Source organism: Thermoactinomyces sp. CICC 10521 (assembly GCF_016055135.1).
GTDB lineage: Bacteria > Bacillota > Bacilli > Thermoactinomycetales > Thermoactinomycetaceae > Thermoactinomyces_A > Thermoactinomyces_A daqus.
This window is the reverse complement of record NZ_JAECVZ010000001.1, coordinates 108762-129350: the sequence shown is the minus strand read 5'-3', so window position 1 is coordinate 129350 and position 20589 is coordinate 108762. Positions and strand designations below refer to the sequence as shown.

At 50.8% G+C, this 20589-nt stretch carries 14 protein-coding genes; 10 read left to right on the top strand and 4 right to left on the bottom strand.

Going from position 1 to position 20589, the window contains the following annotated elements:
* Positions 1 to 159 precede the first annotated feature (159 nt).
* Positions 160 to 1575: an amidase gene (locus tag I8U17_RS00690; RefSeq protein ID WP_198055221.1), complete on the bottom strand. Its 1416-nt coding sequence runs from the start codon at positions 1573 to 1575 to the stop codon at positions 160 to 162.
* Positions 1576 to 1763: 188 nt separating this feature from the next.
* On the opposite strand from I8U17_RS00690, the gene I8U17_RS00685 reads away from it, so the two are divergent.
* The 3 genes from I8U17_RS00685 (at position 1764) to fabF (ending at position 4933) form a co-directional block, all read left to right on the top strand.
* On the top strand, positions 1764 to 2765 hold the full coding sequence (locus I8U17_RS00685) for a 2-hydroxyacid dehydrogenase (protein WP_232330817.1): 1002 nt from the start codon (positions 1764 to 1766) through the stop codon (positions 2763 to 2765).
* 227 nt (positions 2766 to 2992) lie between these two features.
* Positions 2993 to 3469, top strand: a complete 477-nt coding sequence (gene greA, locus I8U17_RS00680) for a transcription elongation factor GreA (protein ID WP_033100888.1) — start codon at positions 2993 to 2995, stop codon at positions 3467 to 3469.
* Positions 3470 to 3691: 222 nt separating this feature from the next.
* Positions 3692 to 4933, top strand: a complete 1242-nt coding sequence (fabF, locus tag I8U17_RS00675; RefSeq protein WP_033100889.1) for a beta-ketoacyl-ACP synthase II — start codon at positions 3692 to 3694, stop codon at positions 4931 to 4933.
* A gap of 56 nt (positions 4934 to 4989) precedes the next feature.
* Here the strand turns inward: fabF and I8U17_RS00670 are convergent, their stop codons facing one another.
* Positions 4990 to 5364, bottom strand: coding sequence for a group I truncated hemoglobin (locus I8U17_RS00670; protein ID WP_033100890.1), 375 nt, complete (start codon positions 5362 to 5364; stop codon positions 4990 to 4992).
* 281 nt (positions 5365 to 5645) lie between these two features.
* Complete coding sequence (locus tag I8U17_RS00665) at positions 5646 to 5813, bottom strand: hypothetical protein (RefSeq protein WP_160173838.1); 168 nt, start codon at positions 5811 to 5813, stop codon at positions 5646 to 5648.
* Between the two features lie 84 nt (positions 5814 to 5897).
* On the opposite strand from I8U17_RS00665, the gene I8U17_RS00660 reads away from it, so the two are divergent.
* The 7 genes from I8U17_RS00660 to I8U17_RS00630 all read left to right on the top strand — a co-directional run bounded on the left by I8U17_RS00660 (position 5898) and on the right by I8U17_RS00630 (position 19237).
* Positions 5898 to 8933 (top strand): PD-(D/E)XK nuclease family protein, encoded by a 3036-nt coding sequence (locus I8U17_RS00660; RefSeq protein ID WP_198058899.1) that lies wholly within the window; start codon positions 5898 to 5900, stop codon positions 8931 to 8933.
* Positions 8934 to 8954: 21 nt separating this feature from the next.
* Entirely contained in the window at positions 8955 to 12524 is a 3570-nt protein-coding gene (locus tag I8U17_RS00655) for a UvrD-helicase domain-containing protein (protein WP_198058898.1), read from the top strand.
* Positions 12525 to 12623: 99 nt separating this feature from the next.
* Positions 12624 to 12974: a hypothetical protein gene (locus tag I8U17_RS00650; protein ID WP_198055225.1), complete on the top strand. Its 351-nt coding sequence runs from the start codon at positions 12624 to 12626 to the stop codon at positions 12972 to 12974.
* A gap of 139 nt (positions 12975 to 13113) precedes the next feature.
* Entirely contained in the window at positions 13114 to 15276 is a 2163-nt protein-coding gene (locus tag I8U17_RS00645) for a RelA/SpoT family protein (protein ID WP_198055226.1), read from the top strand.
* Between the two features lie 12 nt (positions 15277 to 15288).
* Positions 15289 to 15738 carry a D-aminoacyl-tRNA deacylase gene (dtd, locus tag I8U17_RS00640; protein ID WP_033100897.1) on the top strand — a complete coding sequence of 150 codons (450 nt, stop codon included), beginning with the start codon at positions 15289 to 15291 and terminating at the stop codon, positions 15736 to 15738.
* A 395-nt stretch (positions 15739 to 16133) separates the two neighbouring features.
* Positions 16134 to 18137, top strand: a complete 2004-nt coding sequence (gene tkt, locus I8U17_RS00635; RefSeq protein ID WP_255518233.1) for a transketolase — start codon at positions 16134 to 16136, stop codon at positions 18135 to 18137.
* Positions 18138 to 18445: 308 nt separating this feature from the next.
* Entirely contained in the window at positions 18446 to 19237 is a 792-nt protein-coding gene (locus tag I8U17_RS00630) for a sugar nucleotide-binding protein (protein WP_198058897.1), read from the top strand.
* Positions 19238 to 19960: 723 nt separating this feature from the next.
* On the opposite strand, the gene I8U17_RS00625 is transcribed toward I8U17_RS00630, so the two are convergent.
* Positions 19961 to 20338 carry a DUF423 domain-containing protein gene (locus tag I8U17_RS00625; protein ID WP_033100900.1) on the bottom strand — a complete coding sequence of 126 codons (378 nt, stop codon included), beginning with the start codon at positions 20336 to 20338 and terminating at the stop codon, positions 19961 to 19963.
* Positions 20339 to 20589 lie beyond the last annotated feature (251 nt).

The window sequence follows — 20589 nt, the reverse complement described above, 5'->3', positions numbered from 1 at the left end:
CGCGGAACCGCAAGTAAAAGAGAAACACCGGAATCCGGCGGGCTCCTTTTGCGGGTTTAACCACTGAGCGAGAAGAAAAATACAGCTCTTCTCGCTCTTTTCCGCATGTGCGTTGTGTCGGGGCAGTGAAGCTTGGGGTGACTTACAGATCATCAATGTTTATGTGCGGGGATCATACCGGTCGCAGCGCACGTAACCGCGGAAAGTCCGTTCCAAATCTTTTCCGAGCCGAAAAAGCAGCTCTTCCTGCCCGGTTGCTGTAATCAGTTGCACAGCGAGCGGCATTCCGTTTTCATCCTCACCGACGGGAAGAGTTAGCGACGGTAAGCCAAATGTATTGGCATAGGTAATGAAAGGGAGGAATTTTCGGAATGTTCGTCGTACAGAAAAAATCTCGCGATATTGTTGACCGTGAGCGGGTGCGGTGGAATGGTAAACAGGCAGGATCAGCACGCGGGATTGCAGATAGTTTTGCACCGTGGTTTTGGCGAGGGAAAACGCTTCCATAAACCTCCGCCAAGTGGATGCCGTTGGTTTAAACAAACGTGATGCGATCAGGGCCCAGGTGAGATAAGGGTGCAGGCGGTGCGGCAAACCCGCTTTTGCTTTGAGCCATTCGGTCGCCACGTGGCGCATCCGCATTTCCAAGATTTCCCCAATCAAATATTTGCTACCGTCGACGGACATGATCCATTGCCACCACTGCGCCGATTCTGCCAGATAAGGAGGCGGGTCGTGATCGACGGATACGTTATTTTTTAGATGTGCCGCCATGTTTTCCAGACAGGCAACAGTCGCTTTCTGCATCGGGAAAGCAGCGGGTAACACGGGGATGATGACGGAAAAGCGGGACGAGGCTGCGGGCACGTGCCGGCCGGAGAGAATCTCATGAATCAGCTTGGCATCATCGACTGATTTGGCCAATGCTCCGACTCCCAGCATACTTTGCTGGACAGGGTGGGAAATCGGTGGGAAAATTCCTTCATGAGGCACTTGACCGAAACCTGACTTGAAACCGACGACACCATTAAAATGGGCCGGAAATCGAATCGAACCGCCTATGTCCGCCCCGATTCCGACGGCGGCTCCCCCGACTGCGATCAGGGCACCTTCACCGCCGCTCGAGCCACCCGCGCTGCAGGAGGGATTCCAGGGGTTGTTGGTGCGTCCGAATACGAGATTATCCGTTTCCTGGCAAAAACAGAGGGAAGGCGTATTTGTTTTGCAGAGGATAATGGCTCCTTCGCGTTTGAGGCGGCGGATGATTTCCGCATCTTCTTTGTCGATGATCCGGGTGCGTGCAGAGAGGCCGCCGGTCGTTTTTGTGCCTTTAACATGAAAGCATTCTTTGACACTGACGGGGACACCGAATAATCTGCCTTCTTTCGGGCGGGAAGCCATCTGCTCGGCTTCAGCCAGCGCATCTGCAAACCTCTCTTCAGTCACTGCATTGATTACGGGATGAGTGGCACGGATTTGATTGATATAAGCTTCGGCCGCTTCCTTGGGAGTGAGTTGGTTTGCTTTGATCTTCGCAGACAGGCTCGTTGCATCCAGATCCAAAATGGAGTTCAAATTGTTGCCCCCTTTGTTTCGCGATGGTTTTTTGCTATTATTATAACATTGAAAGCCAGAGGAAATTTCCGTTTTATTTTGAATAAACAGGGTATTCAGAAGGGAAGACGCACCTTTTTGTCGAATATTATTACGATTACTAACAATACTTATATAAGAATCGTAGAAGGAAATGAGGAGGAGCCAGATTGAACCATCAGGTGTTGGTTACGCATGAAATCGACCGGCAGATGCTGGAGCGATTGCAAACTGAAGCTGAGCTTGACATCGTGTCAAACAAAGCAGCATGGACACAGGAGGAGATCATTCAGCGGCTGCAAGGGAAGGATGCGCTCCTTTGCACCGTAACCGACCCGATTGGGGAAAAAGTGATCGAAGCTTGTCCACGGCTTCAAATCATCAGTAACTACGGGGTGGGTTACAATCATATTGATCTTGAAGCGGCCAGCAAAAGAGGTATTGTCGTAACCAATACGCCGGATGTTTTGACTGAGGCCACTGCCGATCTCACGTGGGCGCTGTTGCTCGATGTTGCGCGGAGAGTTACCGAAGGGGACCGCCTGGTTCGCCAGGGACGTTGGCGGGGTTGGGAGCCGTCGTTTATGCAAGGAACCGAAGTCACCGGAAAAACGCTCGGCATCATCGGCATGGGGCGAATCGGCCGGGCAGTCGCGCGACGGGCCAGGGGCTTCGCCATGAATATTCTTTATTATTCACGCACGCGTCTGCCTCTTGCAATCGAGAGGGAGTTGGGGTTACAATTTGCCAATATCGATTCTTTGCTGGCGGAATCCGATTTTGTTTCCTTGCATACGCCGTATACCCCGGCCACTCATCATCTGATCGGGGCAAGGGAACTCGGGCAGATGAAAGAATCGGCATTTCTCATCAATACGGCGCGCGGTGCAGTCGTCGATGAACAGGCACTGATCCGTGCGTTGCAGGAGAAGAAAATAGCCGGCGCGGCGTTGGACGTGTATGAACGTGAACCGTTGGTTCCCAACGAGCTCATCCGGCTGGACAATGTTGTGCTCGCCCCTCATCTTGGCAGCGCCACGAAAGAGACGCGAAGAGCGATGGCTGAGCTTGCGGTGCAAAATCTAGCAGATTACTTTGCAGGGAAAAAGCCAAGGTATTTGGTTAATGAAGAAGTATGGGAAATGAGATCCCGGCGTCTTCAGGGAAAATAAAAGGTGTGGAAAATTTTCCGAATGCCTTGGACGAAACAAGCAAATGTGCTAATATATTCAGCAGCTTGATTTTTGGCTTAACCCTTTTGCCGGATCGGGCAAAAACGGGTGACTGCGCGAGGAAAGTGTTGTGTAATCGCTTACAACGCGGGATGAAAAAGCCGTGCCGGCGGCGGAAATTCCTGCCGTCCAAAGCGGTCTGTTGTCGATTGAAGGAGGTAAATTACATGTCGCAAAATAATAAAGAGGTTTTGTTAACGGAAGAAGGACTGGAGAAATTAAAGCAGGAATTGGAACATCTCAAAACGACGAAACGTCATGAAGTGGCACAACGCTTGAAAGAGGCGATCGCCCAGGGTGATTTAAGCGAAAACTCCGAGTACGATGCAGCAAAAGAAGAGCAAGCGTTTATTGAATCCCGGATTATTACGCTGGAAAATATGATTCGCAATGCGAAAATCATCGGTTCCAATTTGGATAAAAATGTTGTGAGCGTCGGTTCAAAAGTGACCATTCAGGAACTTCCCGACGGCGATCGGGAAACATATACGATTGTTGGAAGCGCTGAATCGAATCCGTCCGAATTTAAAATTTCAAACGAATCGCCGATTGGAAAAGAATTGATCGGGCGTCGTGTCGATGATGTCGTTCATGTTGCGACACCTTCCGGTACCATACAATTTAAAATCATCGAAATCGATTAAGCCTTGATTTAACCCTTTGTCCCTTGCCGGCAAAGGGTTTTTTATGTGGTACCGGGTTTTGGTCCGCTCTGGTTCCGGATGCCCTGCTTCCATCCCGGCCTTGCTTAAGTCTCTTTTCCGGTGATGCTCTATCCCGGCCGGTTTTTTATTTCTGCATGATTTTTCCTCTTTTCCGGCAAACTACAATGGAATCCAAATGTTTTTCCGGGAAAGGTGTGGCCGATGGTTAAAAGACGAGTGGTAGTAACGGGATATGGCTGTTTAACGCCGCTGGGAAAAGATCCGGATACTTTTTGGGCAAACCTGGTCGCCGGAAAAAGCGGGGCAGGCCCGATTACCCGATTCGATCCGTGCGATTTTCCCACGAAGATTGCTGCGGAGATCCACGACTATGATCCGGAGGATTACCTTGATGCCAAAGATGCCCGGAGGATGGATTTATTTTCCCAATATGCGGTGATTGCCGCCAAACAGGCTTTTCACCGTGCACAATTACATGAGGATAAATGGGACGCGGAGCGCGTTGGCGTGATGGTCGGTTCGGGCAGCGGCGGATTGGCGATGATTCAGCAGGAATACAGAAGAATATTGGAAAAGGGACCCAATCGTCTCAGCCCTTACCTGGCTCCATCGATGCTCTCCAACATGGCTAGCGGCGAAATTGCCATCGCGCTGGGAGCACGGGGACCGTCTGCTGCTGTGGTGACTGCCTGTGCCACCGGGAGCAGTTGCATCGGGGAGGCGATGCGAGCCATCCAGTATGGGGAGGCGGATATTGTTCTGGCCGGAGGAACGGAAGCACCGATCACGCCGCTCGGTTTGGCCGCTTTTTCCAAAATTCGCGCACTCTCCAGGAAAAATGAAGAACCGGCCAAGGCTTCGAGGCCTTTTGATCGCAACCGCGACGGTTTTGTGGCTGGCGAAGGGGCAGGGGTGCTTGTTTTGGAAGAGTTGGAGCATGCTTTGCGCAGGAATGTGCCGATTTTGGCCGAACTGATAGGGTATGGGGTGACCACCGATGCCTATCACATCACGTCACCGCGGGCGGACGGAGAAGGGGCGGCCGGAGCGATGCGTTTGGCTTTAAGAGATGCGGGTCTCTCTCCCGGTCAAATCGATTATATCAATGCGCATGGAACGGGAACCCGGCTGAATGACTGGATTGAAACGCAGGCGATCAAGCAGGTGTTCGCGGATGACGCCGGGCGTGTTCCTGTAAGTTCGATCAAATCGATGACCGGTCATATGTTGGGGGCGGGAGGAGCGGTTGAGATGATCGCTTCGGTTCAGACCCTGAATACCGGCCTGATTCCTCCGACAATTAACTGGGAGGAACCGGATGAGGGGGCCGATCTCGATTATGTGCCCAATGTGGCCAGACGAAAAGAATGCCGTTATGTCATGAGCAATTCATTTGGTTTTGGCGGGCACAATGTGAGTTTGATTGTGAAGAAATGGGAGTGAACAACGAAGAAGCTCATCGCGGAATCCAGTTGTGCCGGTGAGCTTCTCCTGCAAAGCTATTTATAAATGATATGAGGTTTGACACTGCGCAAAAAAGCTTCCACCCTGGCGATATCCTCAAGCTGAACGTTAAACTTGCGCAGGGAGCTGTTCAAGTGCTTGATCGCGATTTCGTACTCTTCGGATGTGATGTTCAATCCGGCATGGGATTGGCGAAGGGTGCTGCCTTCGTACCGTTTGGGCCCGCCAAGGGCAAAACTCATAAAGTAAGTAATTTGATGACGCCGAAGCGCTTCCATATTAACTCCGATAAAGTGGTGATTCACCCGGTCATCCTGGATCATGCGGTTGTAAAATTCATTGATCACCGCGGCAATCGTTTGTTCTCCGCCCAGTCTCTCATACAAAGTGCTTTTCGTGCTTTTTAACATAAGCAACCTCCCGTTCAGGGGTGAAAGTTTGCAAATAAACAAAAGATTGTAGCAAATATGTTCATAAGATAATCGGATAAAAAGAACAGAAAAAGGCCTAAAACTTCGGGAAAACCCCGAAAAATATAGTAGGAAAAACGAGTTGATTTTACGTTTCTATATTATAGCATCAAAAAAAAGTGTATGCTATTTCTTCTCTTTGTGCAATAAATTTTATTTCTAAATCATACGTAAAGAAGGTGTCCCATGTAAGACATGGGACGTGAACAACAAATATTTTTCTATTCTTGTTCGGGGATTCCTGCCTGACTATAACTTTCTTGAATCGCACTGATCACATGACGGGTGGGTTCATCGGCGTAAAACTCATTGGAAAATTCGACGTCGTCTCTGATTTCCTCTGCTGCTTCCGGCAATTTTTTTTGTTTAATCACTTTTTTCCTTGCCATTTTTTTCACCTCCATCATCATCTCTCTTTAACGTGTCTTGTTTTAACTGAAATATACGAAGAAAAGGAAGGCGGGAACAGGCACATGGCTGGTTGGCTCTATTTACATTTCGATCCTGAAATTGGAAATGGAGCGGATTTGCCCGGCGGAACGGAATGGGCTATTTCCGATACGGTTTATATTGATCCCGGATTGAGCCGGATGGGTTTGAACATGCAGGAAAATCGGATGACATTTGACCGCTTTGTGCGTGCCTGCTTGCCGGACCGCGGGCAGCGGCTGATGTCACCGTCCGAGCAGCAATGGGTCGTGCTGGAAGCGGTGCAGCGGGCAAATATGGACCATCCCTTGACCGCTCTTGCGACGGTTTTGAGCGAACCGGGAGGCGGTGTCAGCATGATCGAGCAGGTGATCGGCGAATTAAAGCGATCCGGGGTCAGCCCGGTCAGGCTGAAGCGATTGTGGGAAAAGCACGAACCGAAATATCGGGAGTTGGCCGCCATTTATGAAAAATATCAGGAGCTGCTTTGGGAAGGGAACTTGTGGGATCATGAAGAGCCGTATATGGAATTGATGCGCTCATTCCAGCGGGAACCGGAATCCGTTTCGCTTCCCGGCCGCCTGGTTTTGCGGCATTTTTATGAGCTGAATCGTTTGCAGGAACTCCTGTTGGGCCAGTTGGTCACACAAGTGGAGATTCATGTGCATCTGATTGTTCCGAAAGGGCGGGAGAGGCTGGGCAGATTGGTGAAACCGCTGATTGAGCGACTCACCTGCAGAGGGTTCCGGATCGCCGGAGAAATCGGATCCGGCAGCGGGAGAGTCCGCCGTGATTCGCTCAGGCATTTGGCAGAACACGTTTTCGACGACGATCCGCCGGTTTTTCCTCATTCGGATGGTCTGGAAGTGATTGCCGCACCGGGAATGGAAGCGGAGGTGGAAATGGTTGTCGCCCGCTTGAAACAATGGCTGTTGTCAGAGAAAAACCACCTGGACGATGCGGTGATCTTGACATCAGACCGGGAGGCGTACGCCCCGCTTCTTCATCAAAAGCTGGATGAAGCCGGGATTCCCGTCCGCACGGAAGAAAGGCATTTCCTGAGTTCGCATCCCCTTTTACAAATGATTCATGCTGTTTTTTCGGCACGGGATGACGGCGGAAAAAAGGTGGAAGAGCTTCTGTACTCTCCTTTTTTGCCGGTGTCTGAAGAAAATGGCTTAAAGTGCGATGCTTGGATGGAAGCGATACCGAAATCGCAGACATGGGCGGAGTGGGGAAAATGGTTTCTTGAATGGATCAGGCCCTTGAAACGGGTTGACCGTTGGCGCGAACTGATTGCCGAAAAGGAACTTTCCTGGCTCGCTGCCTATGAAATGAAGGGATGGCATGCCCTCTACCGAATGGTGCGGCAATGGGGCGATAGCCTGGAAGGGATTTTTGGTGACAGAAAAGTCACCGACCGGCAGTTTGTTCAGTTTTTGATGCAGATGGCGGAGCGGTGTGAATTGACGGCGCGGGAGGGAGAGCGGCGCGGCATTCGCATCCTGGAGGCAAACCAGGGTTTGGCAGAGCCGGTTCGCGCTGTGTTTATGGTTGGTTTGGCCGAAGGAAGGTGGCCCCGGCCTTTTGCTGATCATTGGTTGCTCCCGGACGCGGAACGGGTTCGCCTGCGCTCCGAAGGCATTTTGCTGGAGACTTCAGGGGAACTGCGCCAGCGACAGCGGCTTCCTTTCTTTACCGGGATCTCTCTGGCAACCGAGCTGCTGGTCCTCTCTTATCCGCATACCGACGAAGAAGGAAAAAAACAGCTTCCCTCCCCTTTTTTGGAGGAGTGCACCGATCTTTTTGCCAGTGTAAAAACCGTTTCCCTCGATGTTCCCCAACGAATTCGGCCGGCCGGCTGGGAATGGTGTTTTTCCGACGGACAGGGACTCGCCCAGGCCTTGATCCAACTGCGAAACGGGGAGAGAATTCTCGATGAAGAAGGACACCCGGCATTGGAAATGTTCATGAAGATGCTTGGTGCCGATCAAGAAAAAGGCCGGGATTTACTGGCGCGCATTCAGGCGGAGCGCTTTCGCCGGGGAGCCGTGTTTACCCGATATGACGGAATCATTCCACGGGGGATCGCGGGAGCAATGGAAAAGCGGGTTTGGAGCGCCGGCGCTTTAAATCACCTGGTGGAATGCCGCTTTCAGTTTCTGGCGATCCGATTGTGGAAGGCAGCGGAAAAGGAAGCACCGCAGCGGGGTTTATCCTGGCGGGAAGAAGGGGAACGGATTCATGAGATCTTATGCCGTTTCTTTCATGAATATCGCCGGGGACGATGGACGTTTGCGGATGAAGAAAGGGCGCTGGCCCGTCTGGAACAACTGGCGGATGAGGTGTTGCGCGATGAAGAAAGGGAGCGGGATCCCTTTTACCTCATGATCGACAAATTCCGGATCAAGCAGAAACTGCTTTCCATCTGGAAACATGAAAAAGAATGGCGCCGTAAAACCGGATTTTATGCGGCTCCCGCCCATCTGGAACTATCGTTTGGATTGCCGGTTTGCAAGGAGGATGTGGAGACGGGGCGGCTTGATCCCGCTTCGCGTCCGGAGCCGGTCACGCTGGTGCTCGGCGGGAAAAGAAAAGTGCGGTTGCAGGGGAAAATGGATCGGATCGACCGCGATGAAGAAGGATATTATGCCATTTACGACTACAAAACGGGAACGGTTCCGACAATCGAACAGATCGGCCAAGGCAGAAGTTTGCAACTTCCCCTTTATTTATGGGTTTATCAGCAAGGATTCGGGCAAGATCCCGCTTTGGCGATCGGCAGCGCTTATTATGTGAAAGGAAACGGAGGAAACGCGGCGGCAAACCAGCGAAATAAAGGGTTATGGCGCAAAGAGGAAACCGGACGCGTCGGGTTGAATCCGAGAAAATCCCTCGATCCGGATGACTGGCGGAAAACGGAAGAGAATATTCAGCGCTTGATCGACCAGTCATTAAGCAAAGCGGAACAAGGGGATTTTGCCGTCTCGCCCACCTGGGATTGTCCCCGTTTTTGTCCGGCGCGCCATATTTGCCGCGTCGATGCGTGGATTCTTTCAAAAAAGCGGGGAACGCGCTGAAAAATGGAGGACGGGAAACGGATGAACAAGTCGATTCATTTGACGGAGGAGCAAAAGCGGGCAGTGGATACCCTGCATGAAAACAGCATTGTCTATGCGGGGGCAGGATCGGGAAAAACGCGGGTGTTAACGGAACGGTATTTGAAGATTTTGGAACACAGCCGGCTTGATCCGGATGCCTTGGAGAGAATTGTTGCCATCACGTTTACGGACAAAGCGGCGGCGGAGATGAAAGAGAGAATACGCACAGGGATCAAGGTGAAGCGGGTGGAAGCGCTGGCGAGGGGGGAGCGGGAAAAGGCGAACGGATGGCGGAGACTTTTGGCCGAGCTCAGCCGGGCGCGCATTTCGACGATCCACTCCTTCTGCCACAGCCTGCTGAAACGTTATCCGCTTGAGGCCGGTCTTTCCCCTGACTTTGATGTATTGGACGAAGCGGTGAGCCGGGCGTTGATGCTCGACGCGGCTGAAGAGGCGATCAGGGACGGATTTGCCGCATATGGGGAGAAAAATGGCATGCTGCGCCATTGGCTGGTCGCGCTCGGCATCGAAGAAGCAAAGAGGCTGCTGGCCGGTGCATTGGAGCGGCTTTTCCAGTACGGCTGGACAGTGAAGCGGCTGAGAGAGATAACCATCCGGCATCTGGACGCTTGCCGGACTCAATTGGAAAAGAAGAGGCGGGAGCAGCTGCCGCTTTGGGAACAGTCCTTTTTGGAAGCGGCGGAATATTTGCGCGGTTTGCGCGGGAGCAAACGAGCGGAAGCTTTTCGCCGGGCCTGTCCGGATCTGCCAGGGGAATGGCAGCAAAGGAATACGGTCTCCGAACGCCTGAAACTGCTTCAGGGAATCGAAGCCAGCATAAAAGTGAACTGGAGCAAAGCGCCGGAAACGGCGGCAGCGCTAAAAACTTGCAGGGAGATGCACAGGGAACTGGTGTCTCTATATTCCGGGATGCTGCATCTGGACGAAGAAGAGACCTGGCTTCGTCTCTTCTGTCGTTTGCTGGAACAGGCGCAGATCCGATACCAGGAAGGGAAAGCAAAAAGAGGCGGAGTGGATCATGATGAATTGCAGTGGCGCCTGTGTGAATGCCTGGAGAGAAATCCGGCGGTGCGCGCCGAAGTGCAGGCAGGGATCAGCTATCTTTTGATCGATGAGTTTCAGGATACCAATGAATTGCAAAAGCGGCTGATCGATCTGATCACCAAAGATGACCGGGGAGAAGTAACCCCGGGGAAATGGTTTGTCGTCGGTGATCCGAAGCAGTCGATTTACCGCTTTCGCGGCGCCGATGTTTTTCTGTTCCAGCAAATCAGGGCAGAGACGGAATCGCATTCGCACGGGAAGGTACATGTCCTTTCCGACAATTTTCGCTCTCACCCCGAACTCATCTCGATGGTTAATTTTGTGTTTGGACGGATCATGAATCAGGATCAAGGATCTCCCAACTGTTTTCAGCCGCTGCGGGCCAAACGGGAGGCCGAAGGTTCCGGAGGGGCAGTGGAGTGGCTCAGGGTCTCGGAAAAGGAGGAACTTCCTCCCGGTCTGACTGAGCGGGAGGCCGAAGCGAATCTGGTCGCGAGCCGGATCAAACAAATGATCACTGAAGAAAACAGCGCCCGACCTGCTGAAATTGCCATTCTGCTGCGAACGATGACCCATGTAAAAACGTGGGAGCAAGCGCTGAGGTGGATGGATATTCCCTGTTATGTAGTGAAGGGAAGGGGATTTTTTGACCAGCAAGAAGTGAAGGATATCCTTTCTCTACTGCAGCTTCTGATCCATCCGGAGGATCATCATGCTTGGGCGGTCGTTTTGCGCTCTCCTTTTTGCGGAGTGTCCGATGCGACCATCACGCGGATTGCCCTGATGCAATCATGGGAAGGAACCATTTTTGATTGGAGTCGAATGGCCGGACTGGATGAAGGTGAGAGGCTGAAACTCTTCAATTTTGGCAGTTTCCTCGAACGGATGACAAAAATGGCCGGATCTGTGCGCATTGCCGATCTGCTGGAATTGCTGGTCCGGGAAAGCGGATATCTCACTGTCATGTGGGCAACGGAGAGCGGGCAGCAGGTGGCAGCCAACCTGAAAAAACTGAGCGAACAGGCACGCAGGCTGGAAGGATTTGCTGCTTTTTCCATTCCGTCTTATCTCGATTGGATGCGGAGGCTGGCGGACGAACAGGCGCGCGAAACTGAAGCGGCCATTGAGCCTGAACATGGTGACAGCGTGAAAATCATGACCGTCCATCAGGCAAAAGGGCTGGAGTTCCCGGTTGTTTTCTTGCCTGATTTGCATTCCGCACCGCACGTGCGTTTTCCGGAATGCTGGGTGGATGAAAAGTCCGGCCTGGTCTCCTTGCTGTGGGATGAGAACGGGGTGAAATGTGAACCGGAGCGTTATCAGGAAGCGAAGGAAAAAAACCGGAAGATGGAATGGGAAGAATCGGTGCGCCTTTTGTACGTGGCCATGACCAGGGCGGAGCGGCGCCTTGTTTTGAGCGGCTCGTTGAAAGCATCCAAAGAGGCGGGATCGACGAAATGGAGCGAGTGGATCATCGGCGCGCTCGGTCTGGAGGGGCTTGACTCGGAGCGGGGAGAATGGCGATTTTCCCCGGATTGTTGCCCGCTGCGCCTGGTGGAGATTGATGCGGGAATAAAGGAAGAGCGGGAAAAGAGATCAGCCTTGGACATGATGCTCGCGGGGGAATTTGACCTTTCCCGGTCATCCGTCAGGGAGGAACCGGAACTTTTGCTTCTGAAAAAAGAAAGATGGGACGGAAGGGACGGGCTGGAGATCAGTGTGACTGAGTGGAAAAACCTGTTCAATTGCCCGCGCCGCCACTGGTTCGCGAAGGTCATGGGAGTCCCCGACCTGAGAGAACCGGCTTCGCCGGAGACCGGATCATCCAGAGCGCCGTCTGGTCTGCCGGCAACAAAGCGGGGCAGCATCGTTCACCGGATAATCGAGCTTTTATCCGATCCGAACAGAGGGCGGCTGTCCTGGGAAGAAACGTTCCAAACGGTATGGGAAGAGCACGGGATTCCGGACGCCGACCGGCAGAGGGTGATGGAGGAGATCAAGCCTGATCTGACCTCTTTTCTTCACAGCCGTTTTTACACAGAGAGGAGAAGCGGCTCTTTTTCCATGACAGAGACGGAGTTTACTCTGGAAGAAGGCGGACTTCGCCTGCATGGCGTGATTGACGCTGTCTGGAGACGCCCGGATGGCAGCCTGGAAATCGTCGATTACAAAACGGATCGCACTCCTGCCGGGGAGTTGGAGCAAATTGCGCAGGAGTACTTGCCGCAGCTGAAACTGTATGTTTGGGCATGCAGGCGCAAATGGGGGTTCTCCCCTGAGTGGGCCACGCTCTATTTTCTTTCACCGAACCGGGAGTTCACGTGGCAAGTGACGGAGGAGTGGGAGAGGAGCACGGCTTCCGAGATCCGCCAAAGCATGGACTGGTTGCGCGCGGGAAAAGAAAACATCCTCCCGGCCAAACCGGGCAGACATTGCCGTTATTGTCCCTGCCAATGGTTATGTGATGAAGCGGAAGGGGGAAATAGTCGTCTTCAGCAGGGATGATTCTTAATAATTTTTCATATATTTCATTTGCAGCAAGTGAAACTTTACTCTAATATGTTGATGTAGTTATTTCAAATAATTAAGGAGAGAGGAAATCAAGTGGAAGGGTTTCAAGAAGGATTTATGACCTTTATCATGGGATTTTCTCATGTGTTTATGGTTTCTGTCATCGTTTGGATGATTGGGTTGCTTGTTTTGCTGTTCAAAGAGATGTTCAACACGGCTGATTTCAATATTCGCGATTATTTATATAAAGTCTGGAAGTTGTTGCTCTCCTCGTTTGAGTGGACTGCGTATCTGGGGGTGGTGGTGGCCCCGGTCGTCATGCTGGTGACCAAAGATTATGCCAAGTACGGCATGATGACAATCGCTGCCATCATATTATCGGTCATATACCTCTATATTCGCAAGCAGACGGGAGGCTTTAAAAAGCTCAACTTTCGTCAGTAACCCTGCCCGCCGGTTGGTTGTCAGCCGGCTTTTTCTTTTTTCCGTGCCATTGCTTCCAGAAAGCCTCTCTTTACTTTCCCAAAGGCTTGGGAGATAATAATAGGAAAATTATTTTCAGGGTGACGGAAGTGAGAAAAACATGCCGACTGAACAAATGCCGATCGAGCAACTTCTGAATATATCAGCTGACTATTTGACGCATGAGGAAGTCAACCAGTTGGAGAGGGCATATCGGTTTGCGGAACAGGCCCATCGCGGGCAATACCGCAAATCCGGCGAACCTTATATTCATCATCCGGTGCAAGTCGCGGAAATTCTGGCCAACTTGAAAATGGATGTCACGACATTGATTGCGGCTCTCCTGCACGATGTGGTGGAAGATACCGGTGTGACCCTGGAACAGGTGGAAGCGGAATTTGGCATGGCGGTTCGTCAGTTGGTGGATGGTGTGACCAAACTGAAAAAGCGGATGCGATTCAAATCCAATGAAGAGCACCAGGCGGAAAATCACCGCAAAATGTTTGTGGCGATGGCACAGGATATTCGCGTGATTATCATTAAGTTGGCCGACCGCCTCCATAATATGCGAACCCTTAAATACATGCCGGAACACAAACAAAGACAAAAATCGAAGGAAACATTGGAAATTTTCGCCCCCCTGGCCCACCGCCTGGGCATATCCAAGATCAAGTGGGAGTTGGAAGATATCTCTCTCCGCTACCTCAATCCGCAACAGTATTATCGAATCGTCAACCTGATGAAGAAAAAACGGGCCGAACGGGAGAAATACCTGGATGAGATCATCCACACGCTAAAAGAACGGCTCCGGGATAATGTCAATGTGCTGGATATATCGGGACGGCCCAAGCACATTTACAGCATTTACCGCAAGATGGTATCGCAAAACAAGGAATTTAATGAGATTTATGATCTGATGGCCGTCCGCGTCATCGTGGAATCGATCCGCGATTGTTACGCTGTTCTCGGCATTATTCACACGATCTGGAAGCCGATGCCCGGCAGGTTTAAAGATTATATCGCCATGCCGAAGGCAAATATGTACCAGTCCCTTCACACCACGGTGATCGGACCCAAAGGCGAGCCGATCGAAGTGCAGATCCGGACGATGGAGATGCACCGTACCGCGGAATACGGGATTGCCGCCCATTGGGCTTATAAAGAAGGAACGACGGTTGAAAACAGCAAATTTGAGGAAAAGCTGAAATGGTTCCGCGAGATGATGGAACTGCAACAGGAAACGCGGGATGCCCAGGAGTTTGTGGAAAGCCTCAAAATGGACTGGTTTTCCGATTCGGTGTTTGTATTTACACCGAAGGGAGATGTGATTGAGCTGCCGGTCGGTTCCGTGCCTTTGGATTTTGCTTACCGCATTCATACGGAAATCGGAAATACTTGTATCGGGGCCAAAGTGAACGGAAAGATCGTGCCGCTCGATTATCAGCTAAAAACGGGCGATATTGTGGAAATCCTCACTTCCAAGCACAGTTACGGACCTAGTCAGGATTGGCTGAATATCGTAAAATCTTCCCATGCGCGGAGCAAAATCCGCAACTGGTTTAAAAAACAACGCCGGGAAGAAAGCATCGCCAAAGGCCGGGAGATGGTGGAGGCGCTTCTGCGCAAGCATGATTTCGACGTATCCGAAGTGCTGACGACGGAGCGGATCGAAGAAGTGACGAGCAAATTCAATTTCCATGAAGCGGATGATCTCTTTGCCGCCGTCGGTTATGGCGGAATTTCCACGGCCCAGGTGGTTCATCGTTTGACTGATGGATTGAAAGAGCAAAAACCGGTCGTGCTGCCGGAGGTCAAATCCCTTCCGCGCCATCATCGCAAGGTGGATCACGGTGTCAGGGTAAAAGGTGTTGACAATCTGTTGATTCGTTTGTCGCGATGTTGCAATCCGGTTCCGGGCGATGATATTGACGGGTATGTCACCCAAGGGCGCGGGGTTACCGTCCACCACTCGGATTGCCCCAATCTGAAGTCGGTACCGGAAGAGCGGCGTATCGCAGTGGAATGGGACAGCAACACGTCACATCAATATCCGGTTGATATAGAGGTAACCGGTTTTGACCGGCAAGGGCTGCTCAACGATGTCCTGCAAGTGGTCAATAATGCCAATACCCAGCTTTCCGCGGTCAGCGCCAAAACCAATCGCCGCGGAATCGCTTCCATTCATATTCGGATCGGGATTCAAAATATCAATCACCTGCAATCGGTCGTTGAACGCGTCAAACGGGTACGGGATATTTACAGTGTCAGACGGATCATACAGTAAGGGGAAGGTAAGATGAGAATCGTTCTGCAGCGGGTAAAAGAAGCGAGCGTCACGGTGAATAACGAGTGTACAGGTGCGGTCGGTCACGGGCTTCTTTTGCTCGTCGGTTTTACCCAGGGGGATACCGAAGAGGATTTGCGCTATCTCGCGGATAAAGTAGTAAATCTGCGCATCTTTGAAGATGAGACAGGCAAAATGAATCACTCTCTCCTCGATGTCGGGGGGAGCATTTTGTCTGTTTCCCAATTTACCCTGTACGGCGATTGCCGCAAAGGCCGCCGCCCCAATTTTATGGATGCGGCAAAACCCGACCTGGCTGAACCGCTTTACCGGCGGTTTAACGAAATCCTGCGTGAGTACGGGGTAAAAGTGGAAACGGGAATTTTTGGCGCCATGATGGAAGTGTCACTGGTAAACGACGGTCCTGTCACGCTCTTATTGGAAAGTAAAAAAACGGGATAATCAGTGCAGGCTGACGACAAACTTAAATAGTAGGGGATTGGTGTTTTTCACCAGCGGCTTTTGTGGCGAAAGAACCGGGAGCAAAAAGCATCAGGATCCGATGGGCTTCTGTCTTGGGACTTTGTTTTGGATTCGCCTCTGTAAAAAGATGTGTTTTGTTCGGGCAAAACGGGAATGAAAACTCCGTCAGGGGGGCGGATGAAACCCTGACCACCCATTTGGAACGACGGGAGGTCAGGGGAACACCGCAACCCGGCCCGCAACAAAACTCAAGAAACGGCAACCCTTTGGGTGGTGTCCGGTTTTCCGGAAGGACGGAGGGAGTTGCCAAGAACTGCCCAAAAGAGTATCATTCCTTATTACATAGGAAGTAGAACCATAAGGGGGAACCAACCTTGAAAAATATCGAACAACTGGCGATTAATACTATTCGCATGCTGTCAATCGATCAAGTGGAAAAAGCCAATTCAGGCCACCCCGGATTGCCGATGGGCGCCGCGCCGATGGCCTATGAATTATGGGCAAAACACATGAACCACAATCCGGCGAATCCCAACTGGTTTAATCGTGACCGCTTCGTTTTGTCAGCAGGGCACGGTTCTGCTTTACTATACAGCTTGTTGCATTTGTTTGGCTATCCTTTGTCCATGGATGATCTTAAAAGTTTCCGCCAATGGGGCAGCCTGACACCGGGACATCCGGAAGTAAAACATACACCTGGGGTGGAAGCGACGACAGGGCCGCTCGGACAGGGGATTTCCATGGCGGTCGGCATGGCGATGGCCGAAGCGCATCTCGCCGCGAAATTTAACCGCGAGGGATTGGACGTCATCGACCATTATACTTATGTTCTTTGCAGCGACGGGGATCTGATGGAAGGCGTATCCGCCGAAGCCAGTTCGCTTGCCGGACACCTTCGTCTGGGAAAACTGATTGCTCTGTACGACTCCAATGACATTTCCCTGGACGGCGAATTGGCTCATTCCTTTACGGAAAGTGTACAAAAACGGTATGAATCTTACGGATGGCAATACCTGCGCGTGGAAGACGGCAATGACATCGAAGCGATCGGACGGGCGATTGAAGAGGCAAAACAAGAGCCGAACCGCCCGACCCTGATCGAGATCCGTACTGTGATTGGTTACGGCAGCCCGAACCGTGCCGGCACCTCGGAAGCGCATGGGAAGCCGCTTGGGCAGGAAGAAGTTGCCGGCGTAAGAAAAGCGTACAACTGGCCTTCCGAAGAGCCGTTCCATGTTCCGGCCGAAGTGCGGCAACACTTTGCCGATATTCAGTCCCGTTTGGCTGAAAAAGAGGGAGCATGGCAGGATTTGATGAAGCAGTATGAAGAGCGCTATCCGGATCTGGCCAGAGAATTGCACCGGGCCATTCGCGGTGAATTGCCGGAAGGATGGGAGCAAAGCCTGCCGAAGTTCAACACCGGCGATAAACCGATAGCCACACGGGCGGCGTCCGGAGCGGTTTTGCAGGCTCTGGCAAAAAGCGTTCCGGCGCTGGTTGGCGGATCAGCTGACCTCGCTTCGTCCAATAACACCTTGATGAAAGAGGAAGGCACATTCCACGCTGAAGATTACAGCGGCCGGAATATCTGGTTCGGTGTGCGTGAGCACGGAATGGGGGCAGCCCTCAACGGAATGCTGCTGCACGGTGGTGTGCGCGCATACGGCGGAACGTTCCTCGTGTTCTCCGATTATTTGCGTCCGGCGATTCGTTTGGCCGCTCTTTCCAAACTGCCGGCTGTCTATGTCTTCACCCATGACAGCATTGCCGTGGGCGAAGATGGCCCGACTCACGAACCGATCGAACAGGTTCCGTCGCTGCGCCTGATCCCGGGATTGCGAGTGATTCGTCCGGCGGACGCCAACGAAACGGCTGCTGCTTGGCAATACGCCCTCTCCCAGACGGAACATCCGGTCGTTCTGGCACTGACTCGGCAAAATCTCCCCATTTTGCCCGGTACCGTAGGCAAGGATAAAGAGATCATCGAGAAAGGCGCTTATGTCGTATCCGAAGCGCAAGGCGGACAGCCTCAAGCGATCATCATCGCCACCGGATCAGAAGTCAGCCTGGCGGTGGAGGCTCAGGCCAAACTGCAGGAAAAAGGCATTGCGGTGCGGGTTGTCAGCATGCCTTGCCGCGAGCAGTTTGAGGCGCAACCGAAAGAGTATCGCGATTCGATCCTGCCGCCGTCCGTCAGGGCCCGTGTCGCCGTGGAAGCAGCGCATCCGGCCAGCTGGGATCGCTATGTCGGTGATCAGGGAAGCGTGATCGGCATTGATCATTTCGGCGCATCGGCACCAGGCGGATTGGTTATGGAGAAATTCGGCTTTAACGTGGACAATGTGGTAAAACATGTCGAAGAAGTCTTGAAGGGTTAAAAAGACCTCTGTCACTTCTGACATGATCTCCTTAAAGTGGTTAGAGAAAAAACTGTGAAATTACTTTAAGGGGTGCGGAAGTATCAATTGATTTTGCTGTCATTTGCCCAAGAAACGAATTTAGTTTGCACTTGGTGACAGTGACAGCAACGCTGTTGTATCTGGAAAGATAAGCAAGAAAATAAATCAACCGACTCCTTGTTCGTTAAGGAGTCGGTTGATTTGTATCTAAATATGTCTAAACGTACAATTTTTATAAAAATTTTCTCAGTATTCATTAACCAGAGGAGAAATTTTATGAAAAGGATTTGATCTTTGGGTCTAGCGGAACTGTAAGCAAAGCATTAATCAATCAATTGTCATTATTTGGTAACTATAATATTTATGGCACATATAATAAAAACCTCCCTATCCTTCCAAAAGAGAAGTGTTTTCAACTTGAAATTGGAGATCTAGACAAGCTCGATCAAATATTAGAAGATGTAAAGCCTGATATTACGTTTCTTGCACTAAGAGGCGATTTTGAAAAGCAATTAATCTTTCACTGCAGAGTGGCAGAATACCAAAAAGAGCAGGGAGGGCTGATGTACTTTTGTTTTACAACCGGTTCAATTGACAAACCTCATTATGAAGATGATGAAACTGTTGCAGAAAGTTCATATGGACAATATAAATGGAATTGTGAAAAAGAGCTGAAAGAAATCTTGTCTGATCGAGTGGGGATTTTACGTATTTCTGAAGTATGGGGCAAGAACTCGCCAAGAATGACCAGTCTATTGGAGCAATTGGCTAAAAATCAGGGAATATCAGTATATAGTAATTTGTATATGAATCGTACTACAGACATTGTATTAGCCAAGCAAATCGTCTATCTGATGAATAAGGGGATGACCGGAACCTACCATTTGGGAAGTAACGATATGATGACCCAAGCTGATTTTTATAAACAGCTAATCAAGGCTCTGGGTTATCGGAATTTTAAATTAGAAGAGATCAATCTACCTGCAGATTCTTATTTTGCAGTTTTGGCAAAAAATCTAACTATTAAGGAAATGAATATTACAAATAGAGAAATTATTAATTACCTCGCTTCAGATTAACCAAGAGAAAATGTTGATGTTATGAACAATGATCATGAGAAGCTTCACTAAATCGTTTGTGATCAAGAACGAGCCCGGAATATGCAGATAACAATGTATATCGAACTTCTGGCGGATGACGGCGAATTTCACTTATTTTTCCGAAGCATAACGTAATCGGTACTTTCTCAACTTTTTTGCTGGGACTTGTTAAACAGGTCGTAAGGGAGTTTCAACATACTTAGCTCTTTAAGCTTTTGAATTTCAAGCAGAAGACTTACTCTTCCTTCGAGGGAATTTCATTGGGGGAAGCTGGCATTTAACTGAAAGAACTTAAACAAAATTGCAAAATAAGAGCGGATTCAGCTGAAATTGAATAGGCTGACGCCAGTAAAACGGACATCAGCTTTTACCATAACCGGGTGATTTTTTCGTGTCTACTTTTTGGCTGAGATCAGGGCCGGATGCTGTTTGTCGGCATCCGCTCTCCGTGGCAGAGATTTTTTGAGGTCTGATCCCGGCCGGATTCGGGTATGCTATATAAAAATAATGGCATGAAAGTGGGAACGACTCATGTGGCGAATCCAAAAGGAAGACCGAAACCGGGATCAAATGAACTTGCAGGGAACGGCCGACATTGCGGACAAGTCATACCTTCCCCTTGATTCATGGGAATGGAAGGGCTTTGTCTTCGAGCCCGGCCCGTTTGACAAGAACAAATGGAAAAAGCGGTGAAGCAATTGTTCAACCGAGATATTTGGCGGCGGAGACGGCGACAAGTACCCATCCGGCAATAAATGACACACCGCCGATCGGGGTGATTGCCCCCAGAATTTTCACATTGGACAACACCAAAGCATACAGGCTTCCCGAGAAGAAAACGATTCCCGCAAACAGCAGCCATCCGGCCACAGTGAGCAGAGTCGCATTTCCGTTCGTTTTGGCCAGCATCAGACCGACTGCAATCAGTGCCAGGCCGTGGATGATGTGATAATGTGCGCCTGTGTTCCATATCTGCATCATCTTTTCGCTCACTTTTCCTTCCAGACCGTGTGCGCCAAACGCTCCCAGGGCGATGGCCAGTGCCATGTTGATGCTGCCGAGCATGATCATCAGTTTCATCAGTTGTGCCTCCTTCATTTTAATTCGGACAGGTTTTGTTTAAACTATACCACAGTCAAGCGTCTCTCCTGAGAGAACAGACCTGGACAATCGTGAAATCTTAATGACATGTTAAAAATTCCTTGACAAACGAGGGGCGGGTCTTTAAAATGAGTAAACAAATCCGCTAAATGACTTATATTCTTGCCTGTGAAGGGAAAAGTACCCGATTGACGGACAACTAGAGAGGAGAACTCATGGGCTGAAAGGTT

Bases quoted from the DNA above. Each gene is read 5' to 3' on its own strand.
- dtd (WP_033100897.1), top strand. From the start codon at position 15,289: ATGAGAATCGTTCTGCAGCGGGTAAAAGAAGCGAGCGTCACGGTGAAT.
- I8U17_RS00645 (WP_198055226.1), top strand. From the start codon at position 13,114: ATGCCGACTGAACAAATGCCGATCGAGCAACTTCTGAATATATCAGCT.
- I8U17_RS00625 (WP_033100900.1), bottom strand. From the start codon at position 20,338: ATGAAACTGATGATCATGCTCGGCAGCATCAACATGGCACTGGCCATC.
- I8U17_RS00655 (WP_198058898.1), top strand. From the start codon at position 8,955: ATGAACAAGTCGATTCATTTGACGGAGGAGCAAAAGCGGGCAGTGGAT.
- greA (WP_033100888.1), top strand. From the start codon at position 2,993: ATGTCGCAAAATAATAAAGAGGTTTTGTTAACGGAAGAAGGACTGGAG.
- fabF (WP_033100889.1), top strand. From the start codon at position 3,692: ATGGTTAAAAGACGAGTGGTAGTAACGGGATATGGCTGTTTAACGCCG.
- I8U17_RS00665 (WP_160173838.1), bottom strand. From the start codon at position 5,813: ATGGCAAGGAAAAAAGTGATTAAACAAAAAAAATTGCCGGAAGCAGCA.
- I8U17_RS00670 (WP_033100890.1), bottom strand. From the start codon at position 5,364: ATGTTAAAAAGCACGAAAAGCACTTTGTATGAGAGACTGGGCGGAGAA.
- I8U17_RS00660 (WP_198058899.1), top strand. From the start codon at position 5,898: ATGGCTGGTTGGCTCTATTTACATTTCGATCCTGAAATTGGAAATGGA.